Source organism: Shewanella sp. AS16, from assembly GCF_021412365.1.
Lineage (GTDB): Bacteria > Pseudomonadota > Gammaproteobacteria > Enterobacterales > Shewanellaceae > Shewanella > Shewanella salipaludis.
Window position 1 is genome coordinate 31,528 of sequence record NZ_JAKCLK010000009.1, and the last position, 25,931, is coordinate 57,458.

The following is a 25,931-nucleotide window of genomic DNA, read 5'->3' on the forward strand; positions in this document are numbered from 1 at the left end:
ATGCGAAACCTTGGTTAACACCTTAGGACAAAATAAAGCTATACCTTTGTAACCTAAAGGATTTTAATATTGGCACGCTCTGTGCTTATGAAGTTTATTGCCACATCCAACACAGGTAAACTTACATGGACAAGTTACAAGAACTCAAAATTGCCCTGCCACTGCTCTTGGTCTCATTGCTCGGAGCCTGCAGCCAAGAACCTGAAGCCAAAGAGGAAGATAAGTACGCCGTTCCCATTGAAACCACAGTCGTGTCACAGGGGAATGTTTCTTCCTTTTACAGCACTACGGCCACACTGGAAGCGCCCCAGGAAGCCAAGGTGGTCAGTCGCATCGCCGGCCTGATCCAGAGCATAGCCGTCGAGGAAGGCGACAGAGTCAGGAAAGGCCAGGTACTGGCCGTCATAGACGCCAAGCGCCAGAAATATGATCTGGACCGCTCCGAAGCCGAAGTCAAGATCATCGAACAGGAGCTCAACCGCCTGAAGAAGATGAGCAACAAGGAATTCATCAGCGCCGATGCCATGTCCAAACTCGAATACAATTTGCAGGCCGCGATAGCCAAGCGCGATCTCGCCGCCCTGCAGGTGCAGGAGAGTCATGTCACCTCCCCCATAGACGGTGTCATCGCCAAGCGCTACGTGAAGACGGGCAACATGGCCCAGGAGTTCGAAGAACTGTTCTACGTAGTCAATCAGGATGAACTCCATGGCATAGTGCATCTGCCGGAGCAACAACTGCAGAGCCTGCGCTTAGGCCAGGATGCCCAAGTCTACACGGGTAAACAGCATGGCCAGGCCATCGCCGCCAAGGTCCTGCGCATCAGCCCGATTGTCGATGCCCAGAGTGGTACCTTCAAGGTCACATTGGCCGTACCCAACCAGGACTCCAGCCTCAAGGCCGGCATGTTTACCCGGGTCGAACTCAGGTATGACACTCATAAGAATGTGATCACAGTTCCTTATAATGCACTGATAAACCAAGATAATAAGCTAGCCCTCTATGTCATCAACGGCACCAATGCCAGCCGTCGTGAGGTACAACTGGGTTACCGTGAAGGCGACACAGTCGAGATAGTCTCTGGGGTAGAACCGGGAGAGCAGATAGTGATCCGCGGTCATCAAAACCTCAAAGACCAATCTCTGGTCGAAGTGATCACCCCGCTCGACTTAGCCTCAGCCCAGAAGTAACGGAGCCAGCCTTATGTCTTTAATCAGCACATCCGTGAAACGGCCGGTGACAGTGTGGATGTTCATGCTGGCCATCATCCTGTTCGGCATGGTCGGTTTCTCCCGCCTTGCGGTGAAACTCCTGCCGGACCTGAGCTACCCCACACTGACGATCCGCACCTCCTATGAAGGCGCCGCGCCGGTCGAAGTGGAACAACTCATTTCCAAACCCGTCGAAGAAGCCGTCGGCGTGGTCAAGGGACTGCGTAAGATCTCGTCGATTTCCCGCTCCGGCATGTCGGATGTGGTGCTGGAATTCGAATGGGGCACCAACATGGACATGGCGAGCCTGGAAGTCCGTGAGAAATTGGACACCATAGCCCTGCCGCTGGACATCAAGAAGCCCCTGCTGCTGCGCTTCAACCCCAATCTGGATCCCATCATGCGTCTGGCGCTTTCCGTGCCCGATGCCAGCGAACCCCAGCTGAAGCAGATGCGTACCTATGCGGAAGAAGAACTCAAACGTCGTCTCGAGGCCCTTTCCGGAGTCGCGGCGGTCAGGCTGTCCGGTGGTCTGGAGCAGGAAGTCCATATCCAGCTCAATCAGGATAAACTGGCCCAGCTGAACCTCAATGCCGATCTGATCAAGGCGCGTATTGCCGCAGAAAATATCAACTTGTCCGCCGGTAAGGTCATTCAGGGCGACAAGGAATACTTGGTGCGTACCCTGAACCAGTTCAGCTCATTGCAGGAACTGGGACAGGTCATAGTCTATCGCGATGGCCAGACCCTGGTCAGGCTGTTCGAAGTCGCCGAGATCACAGATGCCTATAAGGAGCGCAGCGATGTGACCCGTATCGGCAGCCAGGAGTCCATAGAACTGGCCATCTACAAGGAAGGCGACGCCAATACAGTGGCCGTGGCCAACAAGCTGCGGGATGAACTGGTCAAGATCAACAAAGATCCGGCAGTATCTGAACTTAAGGTCATCTATGATCAATCTGAGTTTATCGAGAGCGCCGTCAGTGAAGTCACCTCCTCGGCGCTCATCGGCAGCCTCTTGTCCATGCTGGTGATCTATCTCTTCCTGCGTGACATCATTCCGACCCTGATCATCTCCATTTCGATCCCCTTTTCTGTCATCGCCACCTTCAACATGATGTATTTTTCCGGCATCAGCCTGAATATCATGTCCCTGGGCGGCATAGCGCTGGCGGTTGGCCTCCTGGTGGATAACGCCATAGTCGTGTTGGAAAACATCGACAGGTGCCGCAGCGAGGGCATGAGCAAGAGAGACGCCGCGGTAACTGGTACCAAGGAAGTGGCCGGGGCCATTTTCGCCTCCACCTTGACCACACTGGCGGTGTTCGTGCCGCTGGTATTTGTCGATGGCATCGCCGGTGCCCTGTTCTCGGATCAGGCGCTGACAGTGACCTTCGCCCTGCTGGCCTCCTTGCTGGTCGCATTGACCTCTATTCCCATGTTGGCCTCCAGAGAAGGTTTCAACGTGCTGCCTCCCCTCTTGGCCAAGGCCCCCAAGGCAGTGCCCCTGACCCGAATGGCCAAGCTGAAACATTACAGCGCCACGGTATTTTCTTTCCCCATACTGCTGCTGTTCAGCTATTTGCCCAATGCGCTCTTGACCCTGACGCTGCTGCTCGGTCGCCTGCTGTCCTGGTTCAGCGGCCTGCTGATGCGCCCCCTGAGCAGTGCCTTCAACGCCGTTTATCACGGCCTGGAGCGCCTCTACCACAAGTTGTTGGTGGTGGCGCTGCGCCGGCAGAAACTCACCCTGAGCCTGGCCATCGCCGTCACTCTGGGGGCCATAGCCCTGCTGCCTCGGCTCGGAATGGAACTGATCCCGCCGATGAATCAAGGCGAGTTCTATGTGGAAATTCTGCTGCCACCCGGCACAGAAGTCACAGTCACGGACAGGGTATTGCAACAGCTGGCCTTGTCTATCAAGGACAGGCCGGATGTGAAGCACGCCTATAGTCAGGCGGGCAGCGGCGGCTTGATGACCTCTGACACCAGCAGAGGCGGCGAGAACTGGGGCAGGTTGCAGGTGGTGCTGGCCGACCATCAGGCCTTCGACGCCGTCAGCCAGGTGCTGCGCACTACCGCCAAGCGTATTCCCGAACTCGAAGCCAAGATAGAACACCCTGAGTTGTTCAGTTTCAAGACGCCACTGGAAATCGAGCTCTCTGGCTATGATCTGACCCAGCTCAAACAGAGTGCCGATGCCCTGGTCTCGGCCTTGTCCGAGTCGGATAGATTTGCCGATGTGAACACCAGCCTGCGCGACGGCCAGCCTGAACTGAGCATACGCTTCGATCACGCCCGTCTCGCGGCGCTCGGCATGGATGCGCCCACTGTGGCCGGGCGTATCGCCCAGCGCATCGGTGGCACAGTCGCCAGCCAGTACACGGTCAAAGATCGCAAGGTCGACATCCTGGTGCGCAGCGAACTGGAGGAAAGGGATCAGGTCAGCGACATAGACGCCATGATCATCAACCCCAACAGCACCCAGCCCATCCCCCTGAGCGCCGTTGCCGATGTCAGCCTGCAACTGGGTCCTTCGGCAATCAACCGCATCAGCCAACAGCGGGTCGCCATAGTCTCGGCCAATTTGGCCCACGGCGATCTCAGCGACGCCGTCATCCAGGCCAGGCAGATACTGGCCCAGCAGCGCCTGCCAACCTCGGTACAGGCCCGTTTCGGCGGTCAGAATGAAGAGATGGAGCACTCGTTCCAGTCGCTGAAAATCGCGCTGATACTGGCTGTGTTCCTCGTCTACCTGGTGATGGCGAGCCAGTTCGAGTCACTGCTGCACCCGCTGCTGATCCTGGTAGCCGTGCCCATGGCCGTCGGCGGCAGTGTGCTCGGGCTATTTATCACCCAAACCCACCTGAGCGTGGTGGTGTTCATAGGCCTCATCATGCTGGCGGGGATAGTGGTCAACAACGCCATAGTTTTGGTTGACAGGATCAACCAGCTGCGCGCCGAGGGGGTCATGAAACTCGACGCCATCAGTCAGGCGGCCCACACCCGACTGCGCCCCATAATGATGACGACCCTGACCACGACCCTGGGGCTATTACCCATGGCATTGGGCCTGGGCGACGGTGCGGAAGTTCGCGCCCCCATGGCCATCACAGTGATCTTCGGTCTGAGTTTCTCGACCCTGCTGACCCTGGTGGTGCTGCCCGTGTTATACGCCTTATTTGATCGTAAGCAGTACGATCGCAAAGACGATAGCGTCCAGGCATCATCCGCTGACCTGGCTGACGCCACAGGGAGCGCGCTATGAACCTGACCCGTTTAGCGATTAAACGCCCTGTGACCACCAGCATGTTTTTTGTCGCCATACTCCTGTTCGGCCTGGCGGCCAGCCGCCTGCTGCCACTTGAGATGCTGCCAGGGATAGACATACCTCAGATAATGGTACAAGTCCCCTACAAGGGTTCGACCCCCGCCGAGGTCGAGCGTGACATCACCAAGGTGCTGGAAGAATCCCTGGCAACCATGGGCGGCATAGACGAGCTGAAATCCAAGTCGAGCCAGGACGGTGCCGAGATCCAGCTCAACATGAAATGGGGCGAGAATGTCGCCACCAAGAGCCTGGAGGCCAGGGAGAAGATAGATGCCGTTAGGCACCTGTTGCCCAAGGATGTCGAGCGGGTGCTGATCATGCAATTCAGCACCGCCGACATGCCGATTCTGACCATACGTATCTCCAGCGAGCGGGAGCTCTCGGGCGCCTTCGATCTGCTCGACAAGCAGCTCAAGCGGCCGCTGGAAAGGGTCGAAGGGGTCTCCAAGGTAACCCTCTATGGCGTAGAACAAAAGCAGATAGAAATACGCCTGGATGCCGACAAATTGGCGGCCAGCGGCTTGTCGGCCGCGGATATACAGCAACGCTTGGCCGGGGAAAACTTCGTGGTCAGCGCCGGCACCCTGAGGGCCGATGCCACTGTCTACCAGGTCTCACCCAAGGGGGAGTTTCGCAGTCTGGAAGACATCACCGCCCTGGTGCTGATCCCGGGGATCACCCTGGGTGACATAGCCAGGGTCCAGTATGCCCTGCCGGAACGCATAGAAGGCCGTCATCTGGATCAAAAATATGCCGTGGGTCTGGATGTCTTCAAGGAGTCAGGAGCCAATCTGGTCGAAGTATCCGACAGGGTGAATAAGCTGATAGAGCAGATAAAACAAGATCAGCAATTCCAGGGGATCAAGCTGTTTATCATGGAAGATCAGGCCCATGGGGTCAAATCTTCACTCAAAGATCTGCTGTTTTCCGGTCTCATAGGTGCCCTGCTGTCGTTCGCCGTGCTCTATCTGTTCCTGCGTAACTTCAAGATGACCCTGATAGTAGTGTCATCCGTCCCCATCTCCATCTGCATGACGCTGGCGGGCATGTATTTCCTCGGTTACAGCCTGAATATCCTCTCCATGATGGGGCTGCTGCTCGCCATCGGCATGTTGATCGATAATGCCGTGGTGGTGACCGAGAGTGTCTTGCAGGAGAAACAAGGCCACACAGGCAACAGCGAGAATGCCGTGCTCACAGGGGTGGATAAAGTCGCCCTGGCGGTGCTGGCGGGTACCCTGACCACGGCCATAGTGTTCCTGCCCAATATCGTCGGCGTCAAGGTGGAGCTGACCATCTTCCTCGAACACGTGGCCATTGCCATCTGCATCTCGCTGGCCGCCTCCCTGCTGGTTGCCAAGACATTGCTGCCGTTGATGCTGACCAAGTTCCACTTCAAGATCGCCCCGCAGACCAAGGCGAGCAGGCTGGAACATTTCTACCATGTCAGCCTGAACTGGATCCTGGCGCGGCCCTGGCGCAGCGGCGTTATCGCCGTCCTGATCCTGGCCTCGACCGGCATCCCGTTGAAGTTTGTGCAAAAAGATCAACAGGACAGCCAGAGTAAGGAGCGGATCTACATCAATTACAATGTCGAGGGACGTCACAGCCTCGAAGTCACTCAGGCCATGATCAATAAGATGGAAGACTATCTCTACAGCAACAAGGAGAAGTTCCACATAGACTCTGTCTACAGTTACTACTCGCCCGACGGCGGTCAATCGACCCTGTTGTTGCAGAAGGATATAGAGATAGATCTGGCCGAGCTGAAAAAAACCATCCGCGAGGGCTTTCCCAAGTTTTCCATCGCCAAGCCACAGATAGGTTGGGGAAATGAAAACCAGGGGATAAGAGTCACCCTCACAGGACGCTCGACCACGGAACTCATCCGCCTGAGCGAGCAAGTGATCCCCCTGCTGGCAAACATTAAAGGCCTGGAGGATGTCCGCTCCGAGATCAGCGGTGCCCAACAGGAAGTGATAGTGCGTATCGACCGACAGATGGCCGCCAGGCTGGATCTCAGACTGGATCAGGTCGCCTCGGCCATCTCCATGGCACTGCGCGGCTCGCCGCTGCGCTCCTTCCGCCACGATCCCAATGGCGAGTTGCGGATAGAACTGGCCTACGACAAACGTTGGCAGGCATCGCTGGAACGGCTCAAGCAGCTGCCGCTGGCACGCATAGGCGACAGGGTCTATACCCTGGACAACCTGGCCGATATCTCGATAACCCCGCGCTTCGATACCATAAGGCATTACAATCGCCAGACCTCGCTCTCCATAGGGGCTAACCTGGAAAATCTCACCACGGAAGAGGCACAAAAGCACATCAAGCAGGTGATGGCTGCGGTCAACTTTCCCCAGGGTTACGATTATTCGCTGCGGGGCGGTTTCCAGCGTCAGGATGAAGATCAAGCCGTGATGGCGACCAATATGATCTTGGCTATCGCCATGATCTACATAGTCATGGCCGCCTTGTTCGAATCCTTGTTGCTGCCGACGGCCATCATCACCTCGATACTCTTCTCGATAACCGGGGTTTTCTGGGCGCTGCTGCTGACAGGTACGCCTGTGTCCGTGATGGCCATGATAGGCATATTGATCTTGATGGGCATAGTGGTCAACAACGGCATAGTACTGGTGGATCAGATCAATCAGATGTCGCCGCCACTCGAGACCCTCTCCAAGACCATAAGCTCTGTGTGTATCACACGTTTGCGTCCCGTGCTGATGACGGTCGGCACCACGGTACTCGGCTTGGTGCCCCTGGCCATGGGCGATACGCAGATAGGTGGCGGCGGTCCTCCCTACTCCCCTATGGCGATAGCCATCATAGGGGGCCTGACCTTCTCGACTGTCACCAGCTTGTACCTGGTGCCCCTGTGCTATCAGAGCCTATACCGCATGCGCCACGGCGCCGCTATCGCCCTGGGTCAGGCCGATAACAGAGCCCGCCGCTGGCTGCCATGGACCCAATGATGTCCGGATGATGTTCAGGAGTGAAAAAGGCTGCCCATGCAGCCTTTTTTTATGCCGCATTTCGAACTAAATTAAGCTGATACCACTATCATCAATCTCTCTGAGGTCTCCCAATGCACAGTGTCATTCGTCTCTTCGTCTCCCCTCCAGGCCGCTTCCTGCGCTTGTCCATTCTCTGTGTTCCCCTCTGCACTAGCCTGAACCTGCACGCCGCCGACGACAATTTTGCCAAGGTTGAGATCAAGGCGACCCAACTCACAGACACAAGTTATATGTTCATAGGTGCCGGCGGCAACATAGGCGTCAGCGCCGGCAAAGACGGGATACTCATCATAGACGATCAGTTTGCCCCTCTGGCCGACAAGATAGGTCGCGCCCTGGCCAAAATCCAACCCGGCGCCCCCAGGTATGTGATAAACACCCACTATCATGGGGATCATACGGGGGGCAATGGCCATTTTGGGCAACAGGCCACCATCATGGCTCACCACAATGTGCTCAAACGTCTGGCGGCCGACAACAAGCTGCCGGCCTCGGCTTTGCCCGTCATCACCTATGATCAACACATCAGTGTGCATTTCAACGGCGATACCCTGCAGGTCATGTATTTGGGACCCGGCCACACGGATGGTGACAGCATAGTGTTGTGGGACGACAAGAGCCTGGTGCACATGGGGGATCTGTTTTTCAAGGACAGATTTCCCTACATAGATCTCGATGCCGGCGGCTCTGTTGGCGGTTACCGGGATAATGTCGCTCAGGTGTTAACACTGCTAAATGACACGACCCAAGTGATCCCCGGGCATGGCGGGCTTGCCACCAAAGCCGATCTGCAGCGCTTCAAGCTCATGCTCGATGAAAGCATTGCCTGGATGCAACAACAACTGCAAGCGGGTCAGAGTCTTACCCAGATCAAGGCCCAAGGCATACCCGCCCCCTGGAAGGACTGGGGCTGGCAATTTGTTTCTGAAGAGCGGTGGATAGAGACCCTGTACCAGGGTTTGAAATGAGGGCTTGCAATAAGCGCCGGCGCTGGACCCTGCGATAGCCCCTGCGATAGCCCCTGCAATAGCCCCTGCAATAGGTCTTGAGTCCCTGGGAATGACGTCAATGTGCTGCAAAAGACGAGCGCTATCCATCCTCTGCAGCGTCTGTAACCCTTGGCCAGGGTGGACTGGTTTTTTGACCTGTAAAAGCAGGCGTCATACGCCAGTTCAGCTTGAGAGATCCCGCCCTGTCTCCTAGAATTAGGACATTCAAATAACGTCACTCATGGAAGATTGTTCAGTCAATTAGGTGTCTCATGACCAAGAGTGCGAAGCAATCATGTCGGCCCCGTTACTTGCTCATATTGGAACTGGGGCAACAAATAACAGACATAGCCTCCGAACTAGCTCATCATAACTGGCACTGTCTGACAGCCACCAGTGTCGACTGTGCCATGACATTGGCCAAGCAGTATCAGATCCATGTTGCCATTGCCCAGCTCACCCCGACATGCCAGACACAGGTATTTTCAACCATCACCCGCCTCAAACATGCAGGTCACACAATGCAATGGGTCGCCATTACCTCGACCCCCTGTAACAACACCACCAAATTTCGCCATTCGCTGCCCGAATATTTCATCGATTATCATCATCTGCCACTCGACTGGCATAGGCTGGACCACACCCTGGGCCACGCCAACGGCATGGCAGAACTCATGCCGTCGCCAGGCAATGGCAGCATCACGGCGGCAACCCTGCCACCGCTCTTGGGTAAGGGCAAACTGATCCGCGATTTGAATGCCAAGATCGAACGCGTAGCCTATGTCGATAACACTATCTTGCTCAGCGGGGAAACCGGGACGGGTAAGGGCCTGTGCGCCAGATGGATCCATGCCTTGTCTGCCCGCCACTCGGGCCCCATGATCTCGGTCAACTGCGGCGCCCTGCCCCCCAGCCTGATCCATTCGGCGCTGTTCGGTCATGAGAAAGGGGCCTTCACGGGTGCCGATCAGCGCTATCTCGGTCACATAGAGAGGGCCCACAAGGGTACCCTGTTTCTGGATGAAATCGCCGACTTGCCCATAGAACTCCAGGTCAATCTGTTGCAGTTCATCGAAGACTGTACCATAGAGAGGATTGGTGGCAGCCAACCGATAGAGGTCGATTGCCGCATCATTTTCGCTACCCATCAGAACCTGGAAACCGCCATAGAAGAAGGCCGATTTCGTGAAGATCTCTACCACAGGATCAACATCTTGCGGTTACACATGCCGAGCCTGAGAGAATATCAGGAAGACATAATGCTGCTGGCCAACATCATACTCAAAGAATGCACTCCGGCGGATGCCGAGTTTCAGTTCTCACCCTCGGCCATCCAGGCCATGCAGGCTTACGACTGGCCTGGCAATATCCGCGAAATGAAGAACCGTATTCAAAGAGCCGTGGTGATGTCGGACACGCCCCGCATCACTGAGAGCGCCCTGGGGATCGCCGGTCACAGCAAAGAATACTCGGGGGCCAATCTGGCCGAACAGCGCACAGTGATAGACACGGAAGTGTTGCTCAGGGCCATAGAGCGCAACAATCACAACATCTCGGCGGCCGCCAGAGAACTGAACATTTCACGGACCACCTTTTACCGTTTGGTAAGAAAATGCCATATCGACCTGTAAAAATGTCATATCAACTTCTAATCTTGTTCAGAGCATTAGCGCGCCTTTCAGACAAGATCCCGGCCGCCGCCAAGGAGCTGAAAAGTTTGCATACCACCTTTAGCCGCGTCACGGCACTCTGACAGGTGCCGACGCCAAGGAGTGTCATCATGTCAATCGATCACCTGAAGCCTGTCTTATTCGCGGCTGTCATGACGAGCGTCATAAGTTGCCAACCCCAGGACAGCGCCCGCCATCAGGAAGAGACACAAAAAGAGCTGGCGTCTCTCAAGCAGGACCTCAAACAAGACATAGCCCAGCTAAGGCAGGAAGTGGCCAGCATAGGCGCACAAGTGAAGGACATACACACTATAGCGACCGCCTCGCAACAACCGCAATTCCGTAGCCTGCCCACCCAGCCCAATCTGGATAACGATGGCCAGTTGCCTTTCCTCGGAAAAGCCGAGGCTAAGATAGCCATTCTGGAGTTTTCAGATTTTCAATGCCCTTACTGTAAGCGCTACATAGATAAGGCATTCTCCAAAATAAAGACCCAATACATAGACACGGGTAAAGTCAGATACCTGGCCAGAAACTTTCCGCTGAGCTTCCATCCCAAGGCCCAGGGGGCGGCAGTGGCAGCCAGCTGTGCCCAACAACAGCAAGCCTACTGGCCCATGCGGGAGACACTATTCGCCAACATCTCCAAGTTGGATGATGCCCTCTACCAGCAAACTGCGACCAAACTGACGCTGGACATGACACGTTTCAATGCCTGTCTCAAGGATGAGCAGATTGCCGATAAGATTGCCATGGACATGGCCTACGGCTCCAGCATAGGCATCCGCGGCACGCCAAGCTTTATCATAGGCAGAGTCGAGGACAATCGGCTGTTGGAGCCCAAGCTTGTGGTCGGGGCGCAAAGCTATGAAACCTTCGCCACCTTACTTGATAGTTTAATGGAGACGAAAGCCGCACAATAGTGACCTGGACGCCTGCCCGAGTGGGGTTCAGGCTATGCCGCCCCCACTCGCGCCCATGCGGATGAGTCCCGCATGGCAGGCGTTAGAGGCAGCTTGCCCTGGGCAACACCTGTTTCACTTTCGATACAACTTCCTATCCTTTAAATCAAAAAACACCGCAAAAAAACACCAAAGTGTAAGTTTATCAAATAATTATACTTCAGGCCCGACTCTTGCTTATCAGTTATCGTCATTTCCACCCAGCTATTGCATTTCTCACTGGCGCAATAACCGCCTCTCATTGCAATAGCAATTATTTACAATGGAGAAGGCTATGAAACTAACTGGTAAAAACTCACTACTGACAAAAAGTCCGGCGTTCATTCTGGGCCTGGCCATAGGGCTATTCGCCCCGACCGCGCTCGCCGTTCATGATGAAGGTATTTTCGAACTCGAGGGCAACGCGATTCAAGACAGTGTCGCTCCGCCCTATGACTGGGAAACACTCTACAACGGAGGACTCAATAACGGCGGTAATACCACGGCATTTACTGGCATAGTCAACGATGAACCCAATGCCCAAGGCATAGATACCAGTATCTTCACCGGGGGACGCAAAGACATCCAACCCATAGCCCAGTGGGCACACAAGGCTGGTAGCTCGCCCGATAAGGATGAGATCACCAATGCCTATGCCGCGGCATACAACAATGCTGCCGGCGATTTGCTCATTTATTTCGGCGCCGACCGGATTTCCAATAAGGGTGATGCCTTCATGGGCTTCTGGTTCTTTAAACAACACGTCGAAGCCAAGGGCGACGGCAGTTTTGAAGGTGAACACACCAACGGCGATGTGCTGGTGCTGACCAACTTCCCCCAAGCTTCCGGTGCCAGTCCCGAGATCCGCGTCGACATATGGGATGACTCTTGCAGTAAGGCAGCCAGCAACAACCCAGGTGTCGGGGAATGCGACGCCGCCAACATAAGATTGTTACATAAGAGTGCCGCCATCTGCGGTTCTGCGGCCGGCGATCTGGTCTGCGCCATCACCAATGATGAAGATGGTCCCTATGATCCAACGCCTTCACCTTGGCCCTATCAGTCAAAAAATGACAATACGGCCAATCAATTCCCCTATGAATCCATATTCGAAGGGGGTATCAACCTGACCCAACTCGTCGGTGGGGATAACTGCTTCAGCAGCTTCATGGCAGAGACACGCTCATCGAGCGAGTTCACCGCCACCCTCAAAGACTTTGTCCTGCATGACTTCGATCTCTGCAGCGTCGATATCACCAAGGTCTGCGGCCAAGCCCAGGTCAATGCAACCGAAACGGGTTATGTCTATCAGTACGAAGGCAAGGTCATCAATGACGGCAGTGGTACCCTGTATAATGTTGTGGTCACAGATAGTGAGGCCGGCAACATGCATGCGCTCGGCACCATATTGTCAGGCGATGAAGCCCCCTACAGCGGCAGCTTCGAAAGTAGCAGCAATGGACTCTCGAACAGTGTCACTGTGACTGCCTCAGGCAGCCCAACGGGTGCCTCCACCATCACAGACACAGCCGGAGATGAGTGTGAGCCTCTCAGCCTGTCGCCCATGATCTATGTCGATAAGGAGTGCAGCAGCAGCTTCGTACCCACAGAAAACGGCATCATAGCCGAGGTCAGCTTCAGCGGCCAGGTATGTAACACAACCACCCCTGGATTGACTCTGATCAATGTCAGTGTCGTCGACGATTCGGGCACCCCTGGCGATCCTGGAGACGATGTCGCGGTATTATCCGGCATCACCCTAGGTCCTGACGCCTGTATGAATTACAGCGGCAGCTACATACCCAAAGATTTCGCTAACCCTATCAACCAAAACTTCCGCGATACAGTTTTGGCCAGTGGTCAGCTTAAACTTGACGGTTCATCGACCAGTAACACAGCTTCTGCAGATTGCCCTATCTGTCCGAGCGGTAACTGATCGCCTGCAATAGGAGATACCTTTCAGCACTAACGGTGAAAAACAAAAAGGCCTGGCGCTAACGCCAGGCCTTTCTTTTGGATAAATACCCTTAGCGGCGCTTACCCTTACCGCCACCGCCGGATGAAACCAGGCTTATCTGCACGGTCGCGCTGGCACTGCTGATCCCATCAGACAGGGTATAACTGAAGCTGTCACTGGTCTTGAAGCTCTTGGCCGGCGTGTAACGTACACTGCCATCACTCAGGATTTCAACACTACCCTTGGCTGCGCCAGACGCTTGCACTGTCACCTGAGTACCAGCAGGGACTGTATCGTTACCCAGTACTGCTATGGTAACGGCCTGCTTGCTCGAAATCGTCACCAAATCATCATTCGCAGCCAAGCATGAAGAGCCACCGGTCGAGGGTGATGCCACTTGGTAAGTCAGGTTGACACTCCCTTTAACATTGGCATTAACAAGGGAGGCGGCAGTAACGGGAATGCTGTAGCTTCCAGCAGAGCTTGTGCTTGCGGAAGTCACCGACAGGTTGACTTGCTGAGTTTGTCCCGGGGCCAAATTCACTGTCACAGTGTTGGCCAACCAACCACTCAATACACTAGCCTTGACCGAGAAGTCACTGGCGGCGCACTCAGCTGAGTCACGATTTTCTATTTTAACACTGTATTGCAGGGTATCACCCGCCATTGCCGAGCCGGAGCCCACCACCGAAGAGACCACGGGAGTCGCAATCACACACTGGCTTGAGCCTGAGCCCATCTGAACGCTGATGTCGGCGGTACTGCCATTGGCAGACTGCAGGCTGAAAGTCACTCCTGACTCAGGGTCGGTGAAAGTGTCACCTATCGCCATCGCCGGATCTTCCCAGTCACTGAAACCAAAAAGTTGCTTGAATGTGGAGTTTGGCTTCAGGTGCAGTAAACGGCTGCTCTTCGGCTCACCTTCGGTTGCCAGACGCACCACCACACCTTCGGTCACATCGCCACGATAGGCTTGGTAAGAGCGATCCGCCAGGAAGCTATCATGACTCAGGGCCTGACGATATTCGATATAGAACCAACGCATCTTGCCGGTAACAGGGTCCGCACCACGGGGAATTTTCAATGCGACAGGCAAGCCATTATTTTGCTCGTAAGCCCCGATGGTGAACAGACCGTCTTGCTGCACCAAAGTCACCTTGGGCGCCGCAGAGGAAGACATCCAGCCCAGACGCTCCTTCTGGAAGGTATTGAAGTAGCCCATATCATGGTTACCCATGGTGTCATAGCTGTCACCATACTCCAGCACCCGACATTGATCGCCGAGGATGACATCACCACAATCGAGTGCACTGGAATGAGACAAGCCTAAGTTATGCCCCAGTTCATGGGCCACGACTCTGGGAGCAAACTTACCATTGATAGACGCGCGCGAAGGCAGTCCGGAGGAAGTGCCTGAACCCTCGGAGGAACAGGCTGTGCTGGTGGTCAGGTAAATATAACGATCATAGTTTGCGATTGGCACACCTGCATCCACCGCCAGAGTGTTAACCGCCTCTGCCACAGCCGCATCATTACACACAGTATTGGACAAGGGAACGGTGAAGAGACCGGCAACCTTTCCCGATAACCACAGCTGGCCATAGGAGTTGGCGCGATAGAAATCATTGACAGTACCGAAGACCAACGAATTCGCCTCTGCGCTGCTCAGCGGCGCTTCATTCGGGTTTTCTTGAAAGTTAACCAGGAACACCAAGGTTTTCTGTTCCCCTGTAACCGCAGCCTCAGCAGAAGACACCGCAAAGCCGAATGCAGAAAATGCCAACAGTGACATGGCTAAAGGTCTTAATACCTTTACTGCGGAAAAACCTGATGCCGCAACAACATTCATCATGTTCAAATTCGTTACCCCTAAACTATGTAAATAATCTTGCATCTCGGTCCCGAAGGCCGAGTCAATTATTCTTAAACCCGCTTAACAACTTCACTCGTTCTAACCCAGGCGTTTACTGGCTTTGCGAGTAAAAACAGCCGGCATACTAGCAAAAGGATTGGCGATATAACAACCAGTAATTGATCATTTTTCGATCGTTTTTGGGTTGTTTTTTTGAATTTGTATCAGAATCAAGGATAAAGCCATAAAATGAGAAAGCCCCCGAACAGCTATTCAGCAAGCTTTTAATTATATTAAATAAATTGCAACACAACAGAACATTTGACTGAAATGTAATCATTTTACAGAACAAAACGCTGGATAATTTGATTGGTAAATCTTTCATTTTATGAGTGTTAGCAAGATGTTACATTTGCTAACAAATTGCATTGCTGCTGAAAATAACACCTATCGATGCTTTCCCCACTGAAAGCCTGATTTTCACCGGAAAATTGAATGATCCCCCATATCACATGCGTTGTGACTCGGTACCATCGCCATGAGTGCATCCCACCTCAAGCCGACACAGCTAGCCCCAAAGAACGAAAACAGGAAAGGTGTAACAACGCACACAAACTGTGCCAAGCAAGCTGATTGCATGGGGCTGTAAATAAATTTATTACTTTACAATTGGATACAGTGAAATAACCGCCTTAGAGGCTATTCGTTTGCCATATAGAGGTGTAACAACTTAGGTTCAGCATCAGTCACGCCAAACATTTTAATATTTTAAATCAATGAGTTAATAATGGCCCAACACTTGCTTTACTCATACCTGTAGCCTGAACTCGTGTACCTACCCCAGTCTTGATTGATAGGGATGGTGCAACCTGAGTTTGCCACAGCTACTGCAACATAGGACCGCAGTTAACGCCTGCATAGGTAGCTTGGCTATGAATCAAAACTGTTAATGAAAATAACTTCCACCTTTAATACAAATGGTTATGAAAGAAATCTGTTGAGTGGTCCTGATTGCAGAATGTCCTATGACTTCTTGTGGCTGCATATGACTCACTTTCCATGACTGATTTGGAAACACTGAAATAGATGGGAAATATTATGAAACGATTCAACTGTAACCGGCTTATCAGGGCATTGGGCGGTGCCTTGATAAGCACCGCGGCCTTGTACGCTGCAAGTATTACGCCCGCCAATGCCAGTTTCTGGGAGTTAACTCCGCCGGATAAATTCTGTATGGCGGATGCCTTCCTGCTCGACGGTAATACCTTGTCGGGTGGCACCCTGAACTGTACAGCCAATGACGTAGAGATCACCAAGGTCGTCCCACTGGATCCCAATGCCGTATGTACCCCGGGACAAGTCTTCACCTTCGATGCCGATGTGACAGTGAAAGTCAATGCCAACGAGCGTTATGACACTACCTTCTATCTGCCCTTGACATCCCAGAGTCCCAAGGTTGTGCATGGCCCGGGGAAACGCGATTGTTCTTTGCTAATCTCTAAACCCGGCGACAGCGGTATGAAAGCCGATGTCGATCTCGATGGCGATGTCTGTGGTGATATCACCAAGAAATATGGTCCCGACTCCTACGTCTTGCAGGGTGAGTCCCTTACCATGTTGTGTGCCGACGAAGACGGTGATAATCGTGCCGACTTCCATTATTGCGCCGCCTGGGATAACCAAGAGCGTAACAACTGTACCCTCGAAGAAGATCCTTTCTCCGGCCAGGTACCTAACACAAGATCCAAGTGTAACTGTGACACCTTCAACATAGATGTCTTCATCAAACCCAACCCACCTGTTATCACCAAGACCCTGGTGGGCACAGGTACCTATCCGGAACCGGGAGGCGAATACACCTTTAACGTCAACTTCACCAACACCAACGCCCAGACCTCGATCTTTATCACCGGGCTCAGCGACGAAATAGACTCGGGTGCCGACGGCAGTTATGAAACCTCGCTCGACCTCTGGGGCGCCACCGGCGCAGCAGGTTCCGCTGATGGTATCTATCTGACAGCCAGCAACTGTACTCAACCTGTAGATATGGGGAACGGTATAGGTGAAATTGCCCCCAGCGGCTCCTACAGCTGTCAGTTCAAGGTGCACATTGTCGACTCTAACCTACCCGACGATCAGAGCCCAGAGCTGTATGACGATCTGATCAAACTGGCGTTGATAGATAAGAATGGCGATCCCGTCACCGATGGCGACACCTGTTCCGCAGTCGATAGTGTCATAGGCGATCACTGCAGTAATGTAGTCAGGGTCAACATCACTAACCTGCCCCCATCACTGACGATGACCAAGACAGCCGATCCCGACCAGGTCCCCGAGTCGGGTGCCGATGTCACTTATACCATCAGAGTGAACAATACGTCGGCCGACTATGATTCACCGCTGGAGATCACCTCCCTGATGGATGACAAGTTCGGTAACCTCGACGGTAAAGGCACTTGTGCCATAGGCGGTTTCATCCCATTCGGTGGCTATTATGAATGTAGTTTCGTCGAATTTATCAGTGCGTCTGGCGCAGGCTCGCATACCAACACGGCCACAGCCAAAGGTAAAGATAATGAGGGCGATGAGGCCAGTGGTTCCGACTCTGAAACCGTACAGATCAACGACATACCTTCGATGATCACCATGACCAAAACCGCCGATCCTATCGAGGTTTTGGAAACAGGTGATGATCCTGCGGTCAGCCGTATGGTCAATTACACCTTCGAATTCAGCGTCGATGCCGCCGGGGTCGATACTGTTACCTTCAGCAGCCTGACAGACACCGTCTTCGGTGACATCACAGGCGATTGTATGGTCGACATGCTGGACGGTAATCCTATTGCGCCCACAGCACTCAATGGCTTCATGCTGATGCCCGGCCATAGCGCCAGTTGTACCATTGCCCAGAACCTGACAGGTGATGCGGGTGATGTGCATGTGAATGTGGCGACAATCGACGGCGTGGACGAGGATGGCCAAGCGGTAGAGGCCATGGACGATGCCACAGTCACCTTCATACCCGGTGCACCGGCCACCGACATGGCCTTCGCGGCCAGCATGCTGGTGGTACTGGAACTTCATAACGCCGGCATAGAAAATGTCAACCTGACACTGCTGACTGTGGGTGGCATCAACGTGTTTGCCGGTGCCGATGAAGCAGGCTTCAGGCTGATCAACGGTGGTGGTAACTTCGACAGCATAGGTTATCTGCCTTGTGATGAAGGTCATCAGCTGGGCTATAACGGCTCAGGAACCGATACCTACAGCTGTGCCTTCACCATAGAGTTCAAACCTGGACTCGAAAACACCTTGCCTATTAACTTCCTCGACGATGTTGTCGCCAGAGTGGAAGACAACGAAGGAGATGATTCAACCAACGATGTATCGATACAAGTCATGACTGCAGAGTAATGCCAGCAGGCTTGACCCCAACACCCAAGGAGCCGAGGCACTGTCCCGGCTCCTTTTTTATAGGCGTCTCTTACGTCGGCTGGATCGACAAACTGAAGTCCGAAACCGAACCAAATGTGCAACAGCAAATGCAGTGTACAAGCAGGCTAACAGTCTGTCGTTACACATGAAATAGCTTTACTTACAGTCAGATACAATGACATGCCAACCCAACATGTTACTCATTTGTTGCTCAGAGTGTAACAGAAGCGGCTCAGACCCAAGAATAAATCGCATTTTTCAAATTAAAATCAAATACTTAAAAACATGGTCTGGTGTTTGCTTTCTATACGTCAGTAGCCGGAGATCAGCATTCTACCCTTGTCTCAAATGATGTAGGCAGTACAGGAGACAATACATGGACAGAGAACATGGATAGAACAACCTGGGCTCATCACTGCAGCAGAGCCACAGGACCGCAATCAAGGTCCGGATAGGCAGCAGGGCTACCAATCGACACAGTTAGCATAAAAAGTTCGTTTTACCATTTTATACAAGTTGTTACCTGAAGAATGTAGTGAGTAGATCCGATGACTGGGAGTCCTGTGCCCCCTATGACCGACCTCTTATGACAGGCTTCTTATGACTTTCCATAACTGATTTGAAACAATGAAATGGATGGGAAATATCATGAAACGATTCAATTGTAACCGGCTTACCAGGGCACTGGGCGTTACCCTGATAAGCAGCGCCTTCCTCTATGGTGCTACCAGTCTCACGCCCGCCAACGCCTCCTTCTTCCCACAGAAGATGGACCAGGCCTGTATGGCCGAACAGGCAGGTTTCAACCTTAACTGTACCGCCAACGACGTGCGGGTGAGTAAGGTAGATAACATCAAGAATATTGATAACCCAGGGGATCCCGTGGAATGCGTGTTGGGCTCGGAAGTCACCTTCCTGGCCGACGTCACCATCACCACCACGGCCAACGAGCGTTACGACTACAGTGTCTATCTGCCCGAAGGCAGCTGGAGTGCCCAGGATTCCAACCCGGATAACACTTGTTCCATTCTGCTGGGTCAAACCGATGGCCCAGGGGTAGACTTGGAAGAAGGCCTGGATGCCTGTGCCGACATAAGTAAGGCGGCAGGCTTTAACCCAACCCACTTATATGAAGCAGAAGAGATCACTCTGTTCTGCCGTGACGATGACAATTCCGGCAAGGCAGAATTCAACTATTGTATGGCCTGGCATAACAAGACAGGAGCAGACTGTAGCCAAGATGACCCAGCCGCTCCCGGCACTCCATCCAAGTGTCGTTGTGACTCCTTTGACATAGACGTATTCATCAAACCCAACCCACCAACCGTGGTCAAAACCCTGATAGGCACCAATACTCATACTGAACCTGGAGGCGAATACACCTACAGTGTGAGTTTCACCAACCCCAACACTAAGACAGCCCTGTACCTCACCTCGCTCAGCGATGTGATAGACACAGGCGCCGACGGCAGTTATGAAACTACCTTCGATCTCTGGGGCGCCACAGGCTCAGCCGGTTCAACCGACGGTCTCTACCTGACTGCCAGCAACTGTACTAAACCTGCCAACGGCGGTGAAATCGCCCCAAGCGGCTCCTACAGCTGTCAGTTCACTGTGCATATCGTCGACACAGATCTGCCGGACGATCAGAGTCCCGAGTTATACAATGACCTGATCAAGTTATCACTCGAAGACAAGAATGGCTCCCCTGTTACCGACGGTAACACCTGCGCCGCTGTGGGTGGCGTTGATGGCGATCACTGCAGTAACGTGATCCAGGTACAGGTCACTAACCTGCCACCCACCATCAGCGTACTCAAGTCTGCCAGTCCTGATCAGGTACCCGAGTCTGGCGACACAGTCACTTACACAGTAAGGGTCGACAACACCTCAGATACATGGGATTCACCTCTGCTGCTCACCAGTCTGATGGATGACAAGTTCGGTGATCTTAACGGTAAAGGTACTTGTGCCACAGGCGGTTATATTGCCTACAATGATTTCTATGAATGTAGTTTCGACGAATTTATCAGCGGCTCAGGCGCCGGCTCACACACCAACATTGCCACAGCCAAGGCGGTGGATAATGAAGCCGATGAAGCCACTAATTCAGACTCTGAAACCGTGGTGATCAACGATGTGCCTTCGATGATTGATCTCATCAAGACTGCCAACCCAACCTCGGTACTGGAAACAGGTGACGATCCTGCCGTCACCCGCGCGGTCGACTACACCTTCGAGTTCAGTGTAGATGCGGCCGGTGTCGACAAGGTCACCTTCAGCAGCCTGACAGATACTATCTTCGGTGACATCACCGGCGACTGTATGGTCGACATGTTGAACGGTGCACCTATTGCACCTACCCCACTCAATGGCTTCATGCTGCTGCCGGGTGAATACGCCAGCTGTACCATCACTGAGCAGCTGAAAGGTAATGCGGGTGATGTACATGTCAACCTTGCCACCATAGACGGTGTGGACGAAGATGGCCAACCGGTGCAAGACATGGACGATGCCACTGTCACCTTCATTCCTGGTTCACCAGCCACAGATATGAAGTTTGCCGCCAGCATGCTGGTGGTACTGGAGCTGCATAACGCCGGCATAGAAAACGTCAACCTAACGCTGATGACTGTCGCGGGTGTCAGTGTGTTTGGCGGTGCCGATGTTCCCGGCTTCAGGCTGATCAACGGCGGAGGTGACTTCGACGGTGTTGGCTATGCAGGCTGCGTCGATGGTCAGGAACTGGGCTATAACGGTTCTGGCACAGATACCTACAGCTGCGCCTTCACCATAGAGTTCAAACCTGGACTGGAAAACACAGATCCGATTAACTTCCTCAATGATGTCATTGTCAGAGTGGAAGACGATGAAGGGGATGATTCAACCAATGATGTATCGATTGAGGTACACACAATTGAGTAAGCGCCGGCAAGCTTGATACCGGTGTGATCCCACTGTGTTGTAACTGCGATAAGAAATGACAGAGGAGCCTGGGCAATGCCCAGGCTCCTTTTTTTGTTCGGCTGCAGACTTCAGCGGTTATCTCTTACCCTTACCGTTACTGCCGCCCGAGCTTGTCAGGCTGACTACCACAGTGGCGGTCGCTGTGGCTTGACCGTCTGTGACTGTGTAGCTGAAACTGTCACCGCTCTTGAAGCTCTTAAACGGGGTATATACCAGCTGGCCACCGGCCATAATTTGTACACTGCCCTTGGCGCCCTGAGTCACGCCACTGATGCTGAGCTTGTCACCGTCGGCATCACTGTCGTTGCCCAGCACATTGATGCTGATGGACGTCTTGCTCGACATGGCGACACTGTCATTAACCGCCACAGGTGCGCTGTTGACCTTGGCGGCCACAGTGTAACTGACTGAGGTGCTGGTCTGGTAACCGCTGTTAACACTGTCGCGCGCCGTCAACGTCAGGCTGTAGCTGCCGGATATGGCCGTCGCTGCCGAGGTCACGCCCAGGCTCACCGTCTTGCTGGCACCACTCGCCAGGGTCAGGTTAGCGCTGTTGGCACTCCAACCCGCAGGCACAGAAGCAGACAGATTGAAGCCGGCATCATCACATCCCTGACTGTTCTGATTGGTCACTGTGACGCTGTAGCTTTGTAAACTGCCGGCGGCCAGCTCCAAACCAACAGGGTTGGCAACTGTGATGCGCGGCGCGGCCAAGCTGCATGCCGGCAGCGGCGCACTCACTGTATAATTGGCGCTGGCAGACGCCTGATAGCTCAGGTTGTTGCGATTGCGGGCCAACAGGCTGAAATCATACACGCCGTCAACAGCAGTCGAAGACGAAGTCACAGTGATGCTCACGGCCTTCGCCTCGCCCGGTGCCAGGCTGACACTGGCAGTGTCGGCGCTCCAGGAGGTGGGCAGGTTGGCTGCCACATCGAAAGTCGAGGCGGCGCAGCTGTCGCTGTCATTGCTCTTGAGCATGCCCTGATAAGTCACAGCTGTACCTGGTGCGACTGCACCGCTGCTGTTGCTCGTCAGTGACCACACAGGGTTAGCCAACACACAGGCCGCAACCGGGGTCTCCACTACATAGCTCACCAGGCCACTGCTCTGATATTGGCTGTCGCTGCCATTCTTGGCACTGATGTTGATGTCATAGAAGCCGTCGGCCGCACTGGCTGACGAGGTCACCGTCAGGGTCACGCTGCCGCTGGCACCCGGCGCCAAATTCAGGCTATTGCTCGTGGCACTCCAGCCGGCAGGCACCTGTGCCGAGACGGCAAAGCTGCTGGCGGCGCAGTCCTGGCTGTCGCGGTTGGTTACGGTCGCGCTATAGCTCACGCCAGTGCCGGGAGCGACCCAGGCACTGGTATTGGGTGACAGCGCCAAAGCGGGATTGGCCCTGACACAGCTGGTGCCCGTGCCACCTGAATAACTGACGTTGACACCAACGCCCGAGCTATCGGCCCATTCTGTGGTGATGGTCACACCGGCAACGCTATCTGTATAGCTGCGACCCACCGACAGGGCGGCATCGTCCAGATCATTGAGCGCACTCTTGGGAGTCATGTCCAGCAGTTGGCTGCTTTCTATGTCTTCGGCGCTGTCATTGAGATGCACCAACACCCCGGCCGTATCCGCCTTGCCCGAAAGGAAACCGTCAAAACCTGTGGGTTGACGATATTCCAGGTAGTACCACAACGGCTCGCCAGTAGTGGCGTCTACGCCGCGGCGCACCTTGAGCCCCTTGGCCACACCGTTCGAACTTGTCTCATAGGGTTCCAGCAGGAAACTGCCATCCTTGTCTGCAGTGACTATTTCACCCTGTTCGGCGCTCAGCCAGCCCAGCCGCTCTTTATTGAAGGCGTTGAAATGGCCCTCGGATTTACCCATGATATCCAGCACATCGCCGTAGGTAATAGCGATACAGGCATCGCTGATATAGCCGCTGCCACAGCTGAGTTCTTTGGCATGCTTGAGCCCCAGGTTGTGGCCCAATTCATGGCCTATGGTGAGCAGATTGAGTTCGCCATTGAGCCAAGCTCTTGAAGGAACACCACCTACTGTGCCCTGACCACGCCAGCCACAGGCGCTGTTCTGGGGTAACATGTACACCAGGCGTTGGTACTGGCTCAAATCTATGCCGTTATCTTTGGCGACCTGCTGCGCATAGCTGTCCATGCCGAAGTAATCACAGGTGGTGTTGATGGGTAAGGTGTAATAGCCCTTCACATCTCCCGTGAGCCAGGTCTGGCCGTAGGAGGCTTCCCGGTAGTAATCATTGACTGTGCCAAACACCATCTGCTGCACCTGTGCCGCAGTCCAGGGTTGCACACTCGGATTGTCCTGAAAGTTGAGCATGAGCACCAGCAGCTTCTGCTCGCCCTTGGTGCCCGACAGTGGCGTCATGGTAGAGACAGAACTCGTGCTGGCAAGAGTGTCGGCGCCCGCCGCCAATACCACCAAACCGTCTTGAGCCTCATCGACGACCAAGTCACCGTTGGCCGCATCTTGCCGGCCATCATTGAACTGCCAGCCCTTGACCCGTACCTTGTCGCCGGTTTTCAACTGTGCAGTCCGGGCATTGGCGGGCAGATGCAATGCCACCCGGCCCTTGTCGGTCACCAGCGTATGATGTAAACGATTCAGGCTGGGATCCTCGAAATCTTCATAGACGACTTCAAGCTCACCTTGCAGCTCGCCCTGATGTGCCAGCCTGGCCTCGACCTCGGCCGGCAGGCCGGCGCGTTTGGATTCGGGTAGCACGCTGCGCACCGCAGCGCCGGGATCTGTCTTGAGCAACTCACTCTGAGCGGCCTGACGGGCGATGGTCAGCTCCAGCAGTTGTTGCGCTAATTCAGCATCCCGTGATGCCCTGGCGCCGTTGACGTCGGCGGCCTTGGCTGCATGGCGATACTCCGCCATCAGTCCGGCCAACGCCAACGTCTGTTGCTCGGTTTGTTGCTTGTCGGCCCTGGCTTTGGCAGCCCTGGCCTTGTGTGCTTTACCTTGAGGTAGGTGGATTTGGGCGTGAGAGTCATGGCTCTGTGTTTTGGCCAAGGCAGGCCCAGAAACCGTGGTGGCCGATGCCAGTGCCAGGAGTGTCAAGGCACTCAACCGGGAAAAGTGAGTCGCGGCAAAGCGCGATGCCACTAAGACATTCTTCATGTTCAAATTCATTACCCCTAAACAATACAAATAATCTAGCGCCCCGGTCCCTAAGGCCGAGTCAATTATTCTTGAAACCGCTAAACAACATCACTCGGCCTCCAACCCGGTTGAACCCAGGGTTTTACTGGCTTTGTGAGTAAAAACAGCCGGCATACTAGCAAAGGGGTTGACGATATTACAACCAACAATCGCTTATTTTTTGATCGTTTTTGGGTTGTTTTTTTGAATTTGTATCAGAATCAAAGGTAAAGCGGTAAAATAAATTTGCTTACAATCACTACCGTCATAATAGTCTGATTTTCAACGTAAATAATCAACAAAACGACATTATTGACCAAAATGTAGTCAATTTTCAGTTTAAAACACTGGAACCTGGCGTATGTAAGCACCTAATTTTCGAGGTGTTGCTAAAATGTAATATTTGCTAACAATTAGCATTATTGGTAAAAAAAGCTGCTTTTGCAGCACTATTCACCCAAAGCCTGATTTTAGCAAAAACCCTCTCACCCCACTTCAGAGCATTGACCTGAATAACACCTGAACAAGAGGTTTTTCGACATAAAAAACCAAAAACAGACGAAATGACGATATTTAACACCAAGAAGCCTGGAGCAAAAATGATATGAGGGATGGGCTAACTCTGCTCAGCCCTGAACGACCTGAGTACCCAGTAAATGGGTTTCAGATCCCGTCCACCACGATGACGAAAGGGCCGCAGCAGGAAACCCAGCCATTGCCAGCCGGCCAACAAAGCTTGGGTATGACGCCACACCCTTTCACCGCCCGTGTTGCGGTAATGCTTAATGGCCTCGCCAATCATCTGCTCCGCCGGTCCCAGATAACGATACAGGCTATGAATATAAACCAACAGGTCCCTGATCTGTTGCATCAGCAGGTTACTATCTTGTTGATTAGCTTCAAAATCAATGAAAGTCACCCGCCCTTGCTGCCAGCTGATGTCCCTCAATGCCGGTCTGCCGTGAGCCAGTGCCATCCCATGCAGCCCTGCCAGCGCCTTGGCGCTATCGTTCAATATGCTCTGCAGACAAGTGGGTTCCAACCCGGGAGCCGACAGCCATTGATTGACGGTTGGACCGACATCCTCCAGCACCAGATAATGCTCGTCGGCCTGGATAAGCTTAGGTACCGGAGCCTGTAGCTCGGCCAAGCGTTGCAGCACCTGAACTTCTTTAAGAAAGGATTGATGCGGATCGGCCTTCAGCAAACGCATGGCGCCCTGGAGACGTTCGGTTTGCTTCAACCAATATTTCTTGCCTTCATACTCAAACTGGCAGACGCGCTCACCTGGATGAGCGGCCAGCATGTTGGTAACCAGGTGATTAAATGACGGGGAATTCATACTCCGGGACTCCATTCCAATGAACGG

12 protein-coding genes are annotated in these 25,931 nt (G+C 53.7%); 9 read left to right on the forward strand and 3 right to left on the reverse strand.

All coding sequences use genetic code 11. The features are described 5' to 3' along the window. The first annotated feature begins 125 nt into the window (after positions 1-125). The 7 genes from LZP73_RS16500 (at position 126) to LZP73_RS16530 (ending at position 13,098) form a co-directional block, all read left to right on the forward strand. Complete coding sequence (locus LZP73_RS16500) at positions 126-1,190, forward strand: efflux RND transporter periplasmic adaptor subunit (RefSeq protein WP_234236057.1); 1,065 nt, start codon at positions 126-128, stop codon at positions 1,188-1,190. Positions 1,191-1,203: 13 nt separating this feature from the next. Continuing rightward, positions 1,204-4,479 (forward strand): efflux RND transporter permease subunit, encoded by a 3,276-nt coding sequence (locus LZP73_RS16505; protein WP_234236058.1) that lies wholly within the window; start codon positions 1,204-1,206, stop codon positions 4,477-4,479. Continuing rightward, positions 4,476-7,520 (forward strand): efflux RND transporter permease subunit, encoded by a 3,045-nt coding sequence (locus LZP73_RS16510; protein WP_234236059.1) that lies wholly within the window; start codon positions 4,476-4,478, stop codon positions 7,518-7,520. Before LZP73_RS16505 ends, LZP73_RS16510 begins: the two co-directional genes overlap by 4 nt. A 113-nt stretch (positions 7,521-7,633) precedes the next feature. Next, a complete protein-coding gene (locus LZP73_RS16515) occupies positions 7,634-8,530 on the forward strand; it encodes an MBL fold metallo-hydrolase (protein ID WP_234236060.1) in 897 nt (298 codons plus the stop codon). 293 nt (positions 8,531-8,823) lie between these two features. After that, complete coding sequence (locus LZP73_RS16520) at positions 8,824-10,182, forward strand: sigma-54 dependent transcriptional regulator (protein ID WP_234236061.1); 1,359 nt, start codon at positions 8,824-8,826, stop codon at positions 10,180-10,182. A 149-nt stretch (positions 10,183-10,331) separates the two neighbouring features. Continuing rightward, the gene (locus LZP73_RS16525; protein ID WP_234236062.1) at positions 10,332-11,144 is read left to right on the forward strand and encodes a DsbA family protein; all 813 of its coding nucleotides are present in this window, start codon (positions 10,332-10,334) and stop codon (positions 11,142-11,144) included. 313 nt (positions 11,145-11,457) lie between these two features. Next, positions 11,458-13,098, forward strand: coding sequence for a DUF11 domain-containing protein (locus LZP73_RS16530; RefSeq protein ID WP_234236063.1), 1,641 nt, complete (start codon positions 11,458-11,460; stop codon positions 13,096-13,098). 91 nt (positions 13,099-13,189) lie between these two features. On the opposite strand, the gene LZP73_RS16535 is transcribed toward LZP73_RS16530, so the two are convergent. Continuing rightward, positions 13,190-14,911, reverse strand: a complete 1,722-nt coding sequence (locus LZP73_RS16535) for an Ig-like domain-containing protein (protein ID WP_234236064.1) — start codon at positions 14,909-14,911, stop codon at positions 13,190-13,192. Between the two features lie 1,158 nt (positions 14,912-16,069). Here LZP73_RS16535 and LZP73_RS16540 point away from each other — a divergent pair. Continuing rightward, positions 16,070-18,385 (forward strand): hypothetical protein, encoded by a 2,316-nt coding sequence (locus tag LZP73_RS16540; protein ID WP_234236065.1) that lies wholly within the window; start codon positions 16,070-16,072, stop codon positions 18,383-18,385. 669 nt (positions 18,386-19,054) lie between these two features. Beyond that, on the forward strand, positions 19,055-21,331 hold the full coding sequence (locus LZP73_RS16545; protein ID WP_234236066.1) for a hypothetical protein: 2,277 nt from the start codon (positions 19,055-19,057) through the stop codon (positions 21,329-21,331). Between the two features lie 117 nt (positions 21,332-21,448). Here LZP73_RS16545 and LZP73_RS16550 read toward each other — a convergent pair whose 3' ends face one another. Together LZP73_RS16550 and LZP73_RS16555 are read right to left on the reverse strand one after the other, a co-directional pair. Beyond that, entirely contained in the window at positions 21,449-24,541 is a 3,093-nt protein-coding gene (locus LZP73_RS16550; RefSeq protein ID WP_234236067.1) for an Ig-like domain-containing protein, read from the reverse strand. 637 nt (positions 24,542-25,178) lie between these two features. After that, the gene (locus LZP73_RS16555) at positions 25,179-25,904 is read right to left on the reverse strand and encodes a lipopolysaccharide kinase InaA family protein (RefSeq protein ID WP_234236068.1); all 726 of its coding nucleotides are present in this window, start codon (positions 25,902-25,904) and stop codon (positions 25,179-25,181) included. Positions 25,905-25,931: the final 27 nt, after the last annotated feature.

Excerpts from the sequence above, each read along its gene's own strand:
- LZP73_RS16540 (WP_234236065.1), top strand. The coding sequence starts at position 16,070 with ATGAAACGATTCAACTGTAACCGGCTTATCAGGGCATTGGGCGGTGCC.
- LZP73_RS16545 (WP_234236066.1), top strand. The coding sequence starts at position 19,055 with ATGAAACGATTCAATTGTAACCGGCTTACCAGGGCACTGGGCGTTACC.
- LZP73_RS16555 (WP_234236068.1), bottom strand. The coding sequence starts at position 25,904 with ATGAATTCCCCGTCATTTAATCACCTGGTTACCAACATGCTGGCCGCT.
- LZP73_RS16550 (WP_234236067.1), bottom strand. The coding sequence starts at position 24,541 with ATGAAGAATGTCTTAGTGGCATCGCGCTTTGCCGCGACTCACTTTTCC.
- LZP73_RS16505 (WP_234236058.1), top strand. The coding sequence starts at position 1,204 with ATGTCTTTAATCAGCACATCCGTGAAACGGCCGGTGACAGTGTGGATG.
- LZP73_RS16520 (WP_234236061.1), top strand. The coding sequence starts at position 8,824 with ATGACCAAGAGTGCGAAGCAATCATGTCGGCCCCGTTACTTGCTCATA.
- LZP73_RS16510 (WP_234236059.1), top strand. The coding sequence starts at position 4,476 with ATGAACCTGACCCGTTTAGCGATTAAACGCCCTGTGACCACCAGCATG.
- LZP73_RS16500 (WP_234236057.1), top strand. The coding sequence starts at position 126 with ATGGACAAGTTACAAGAACTCAAAATTGCCCTGCCACTGCTCTTGGTC.
- LZP73_RS16525 (WP_234236062.1), top strand. The coding sequence starts at position 10,332 with ATGTCAATCGATCACCTGAAGCCTGTCTTATTCGCGGCTGTCATGACG.
- LZP73_RS16535 (WP_234236064.1), bottom strand. The coding sequence starts at position 14,911 with ATGTCACTGTTGGCATTTTCTGCATTCGGCTTTGCGGTGTCTTCTGCT.
- LZP73_RS16530 (WP_234236063.1), top strand. The coding sequence starts at position 11,458 with ATGAAACTAACTGGTAAAAACTCACTACTGACAAAAAGTCCGGCGTTC.
- LZP73_RS16515 (WP_234236060.1), top strand. The coding sequence starts at position 7,634 with ATGCACAGTGTCATTCGTCTCTTCGTCTCCCCTCCAGGCCGCTTCCTG.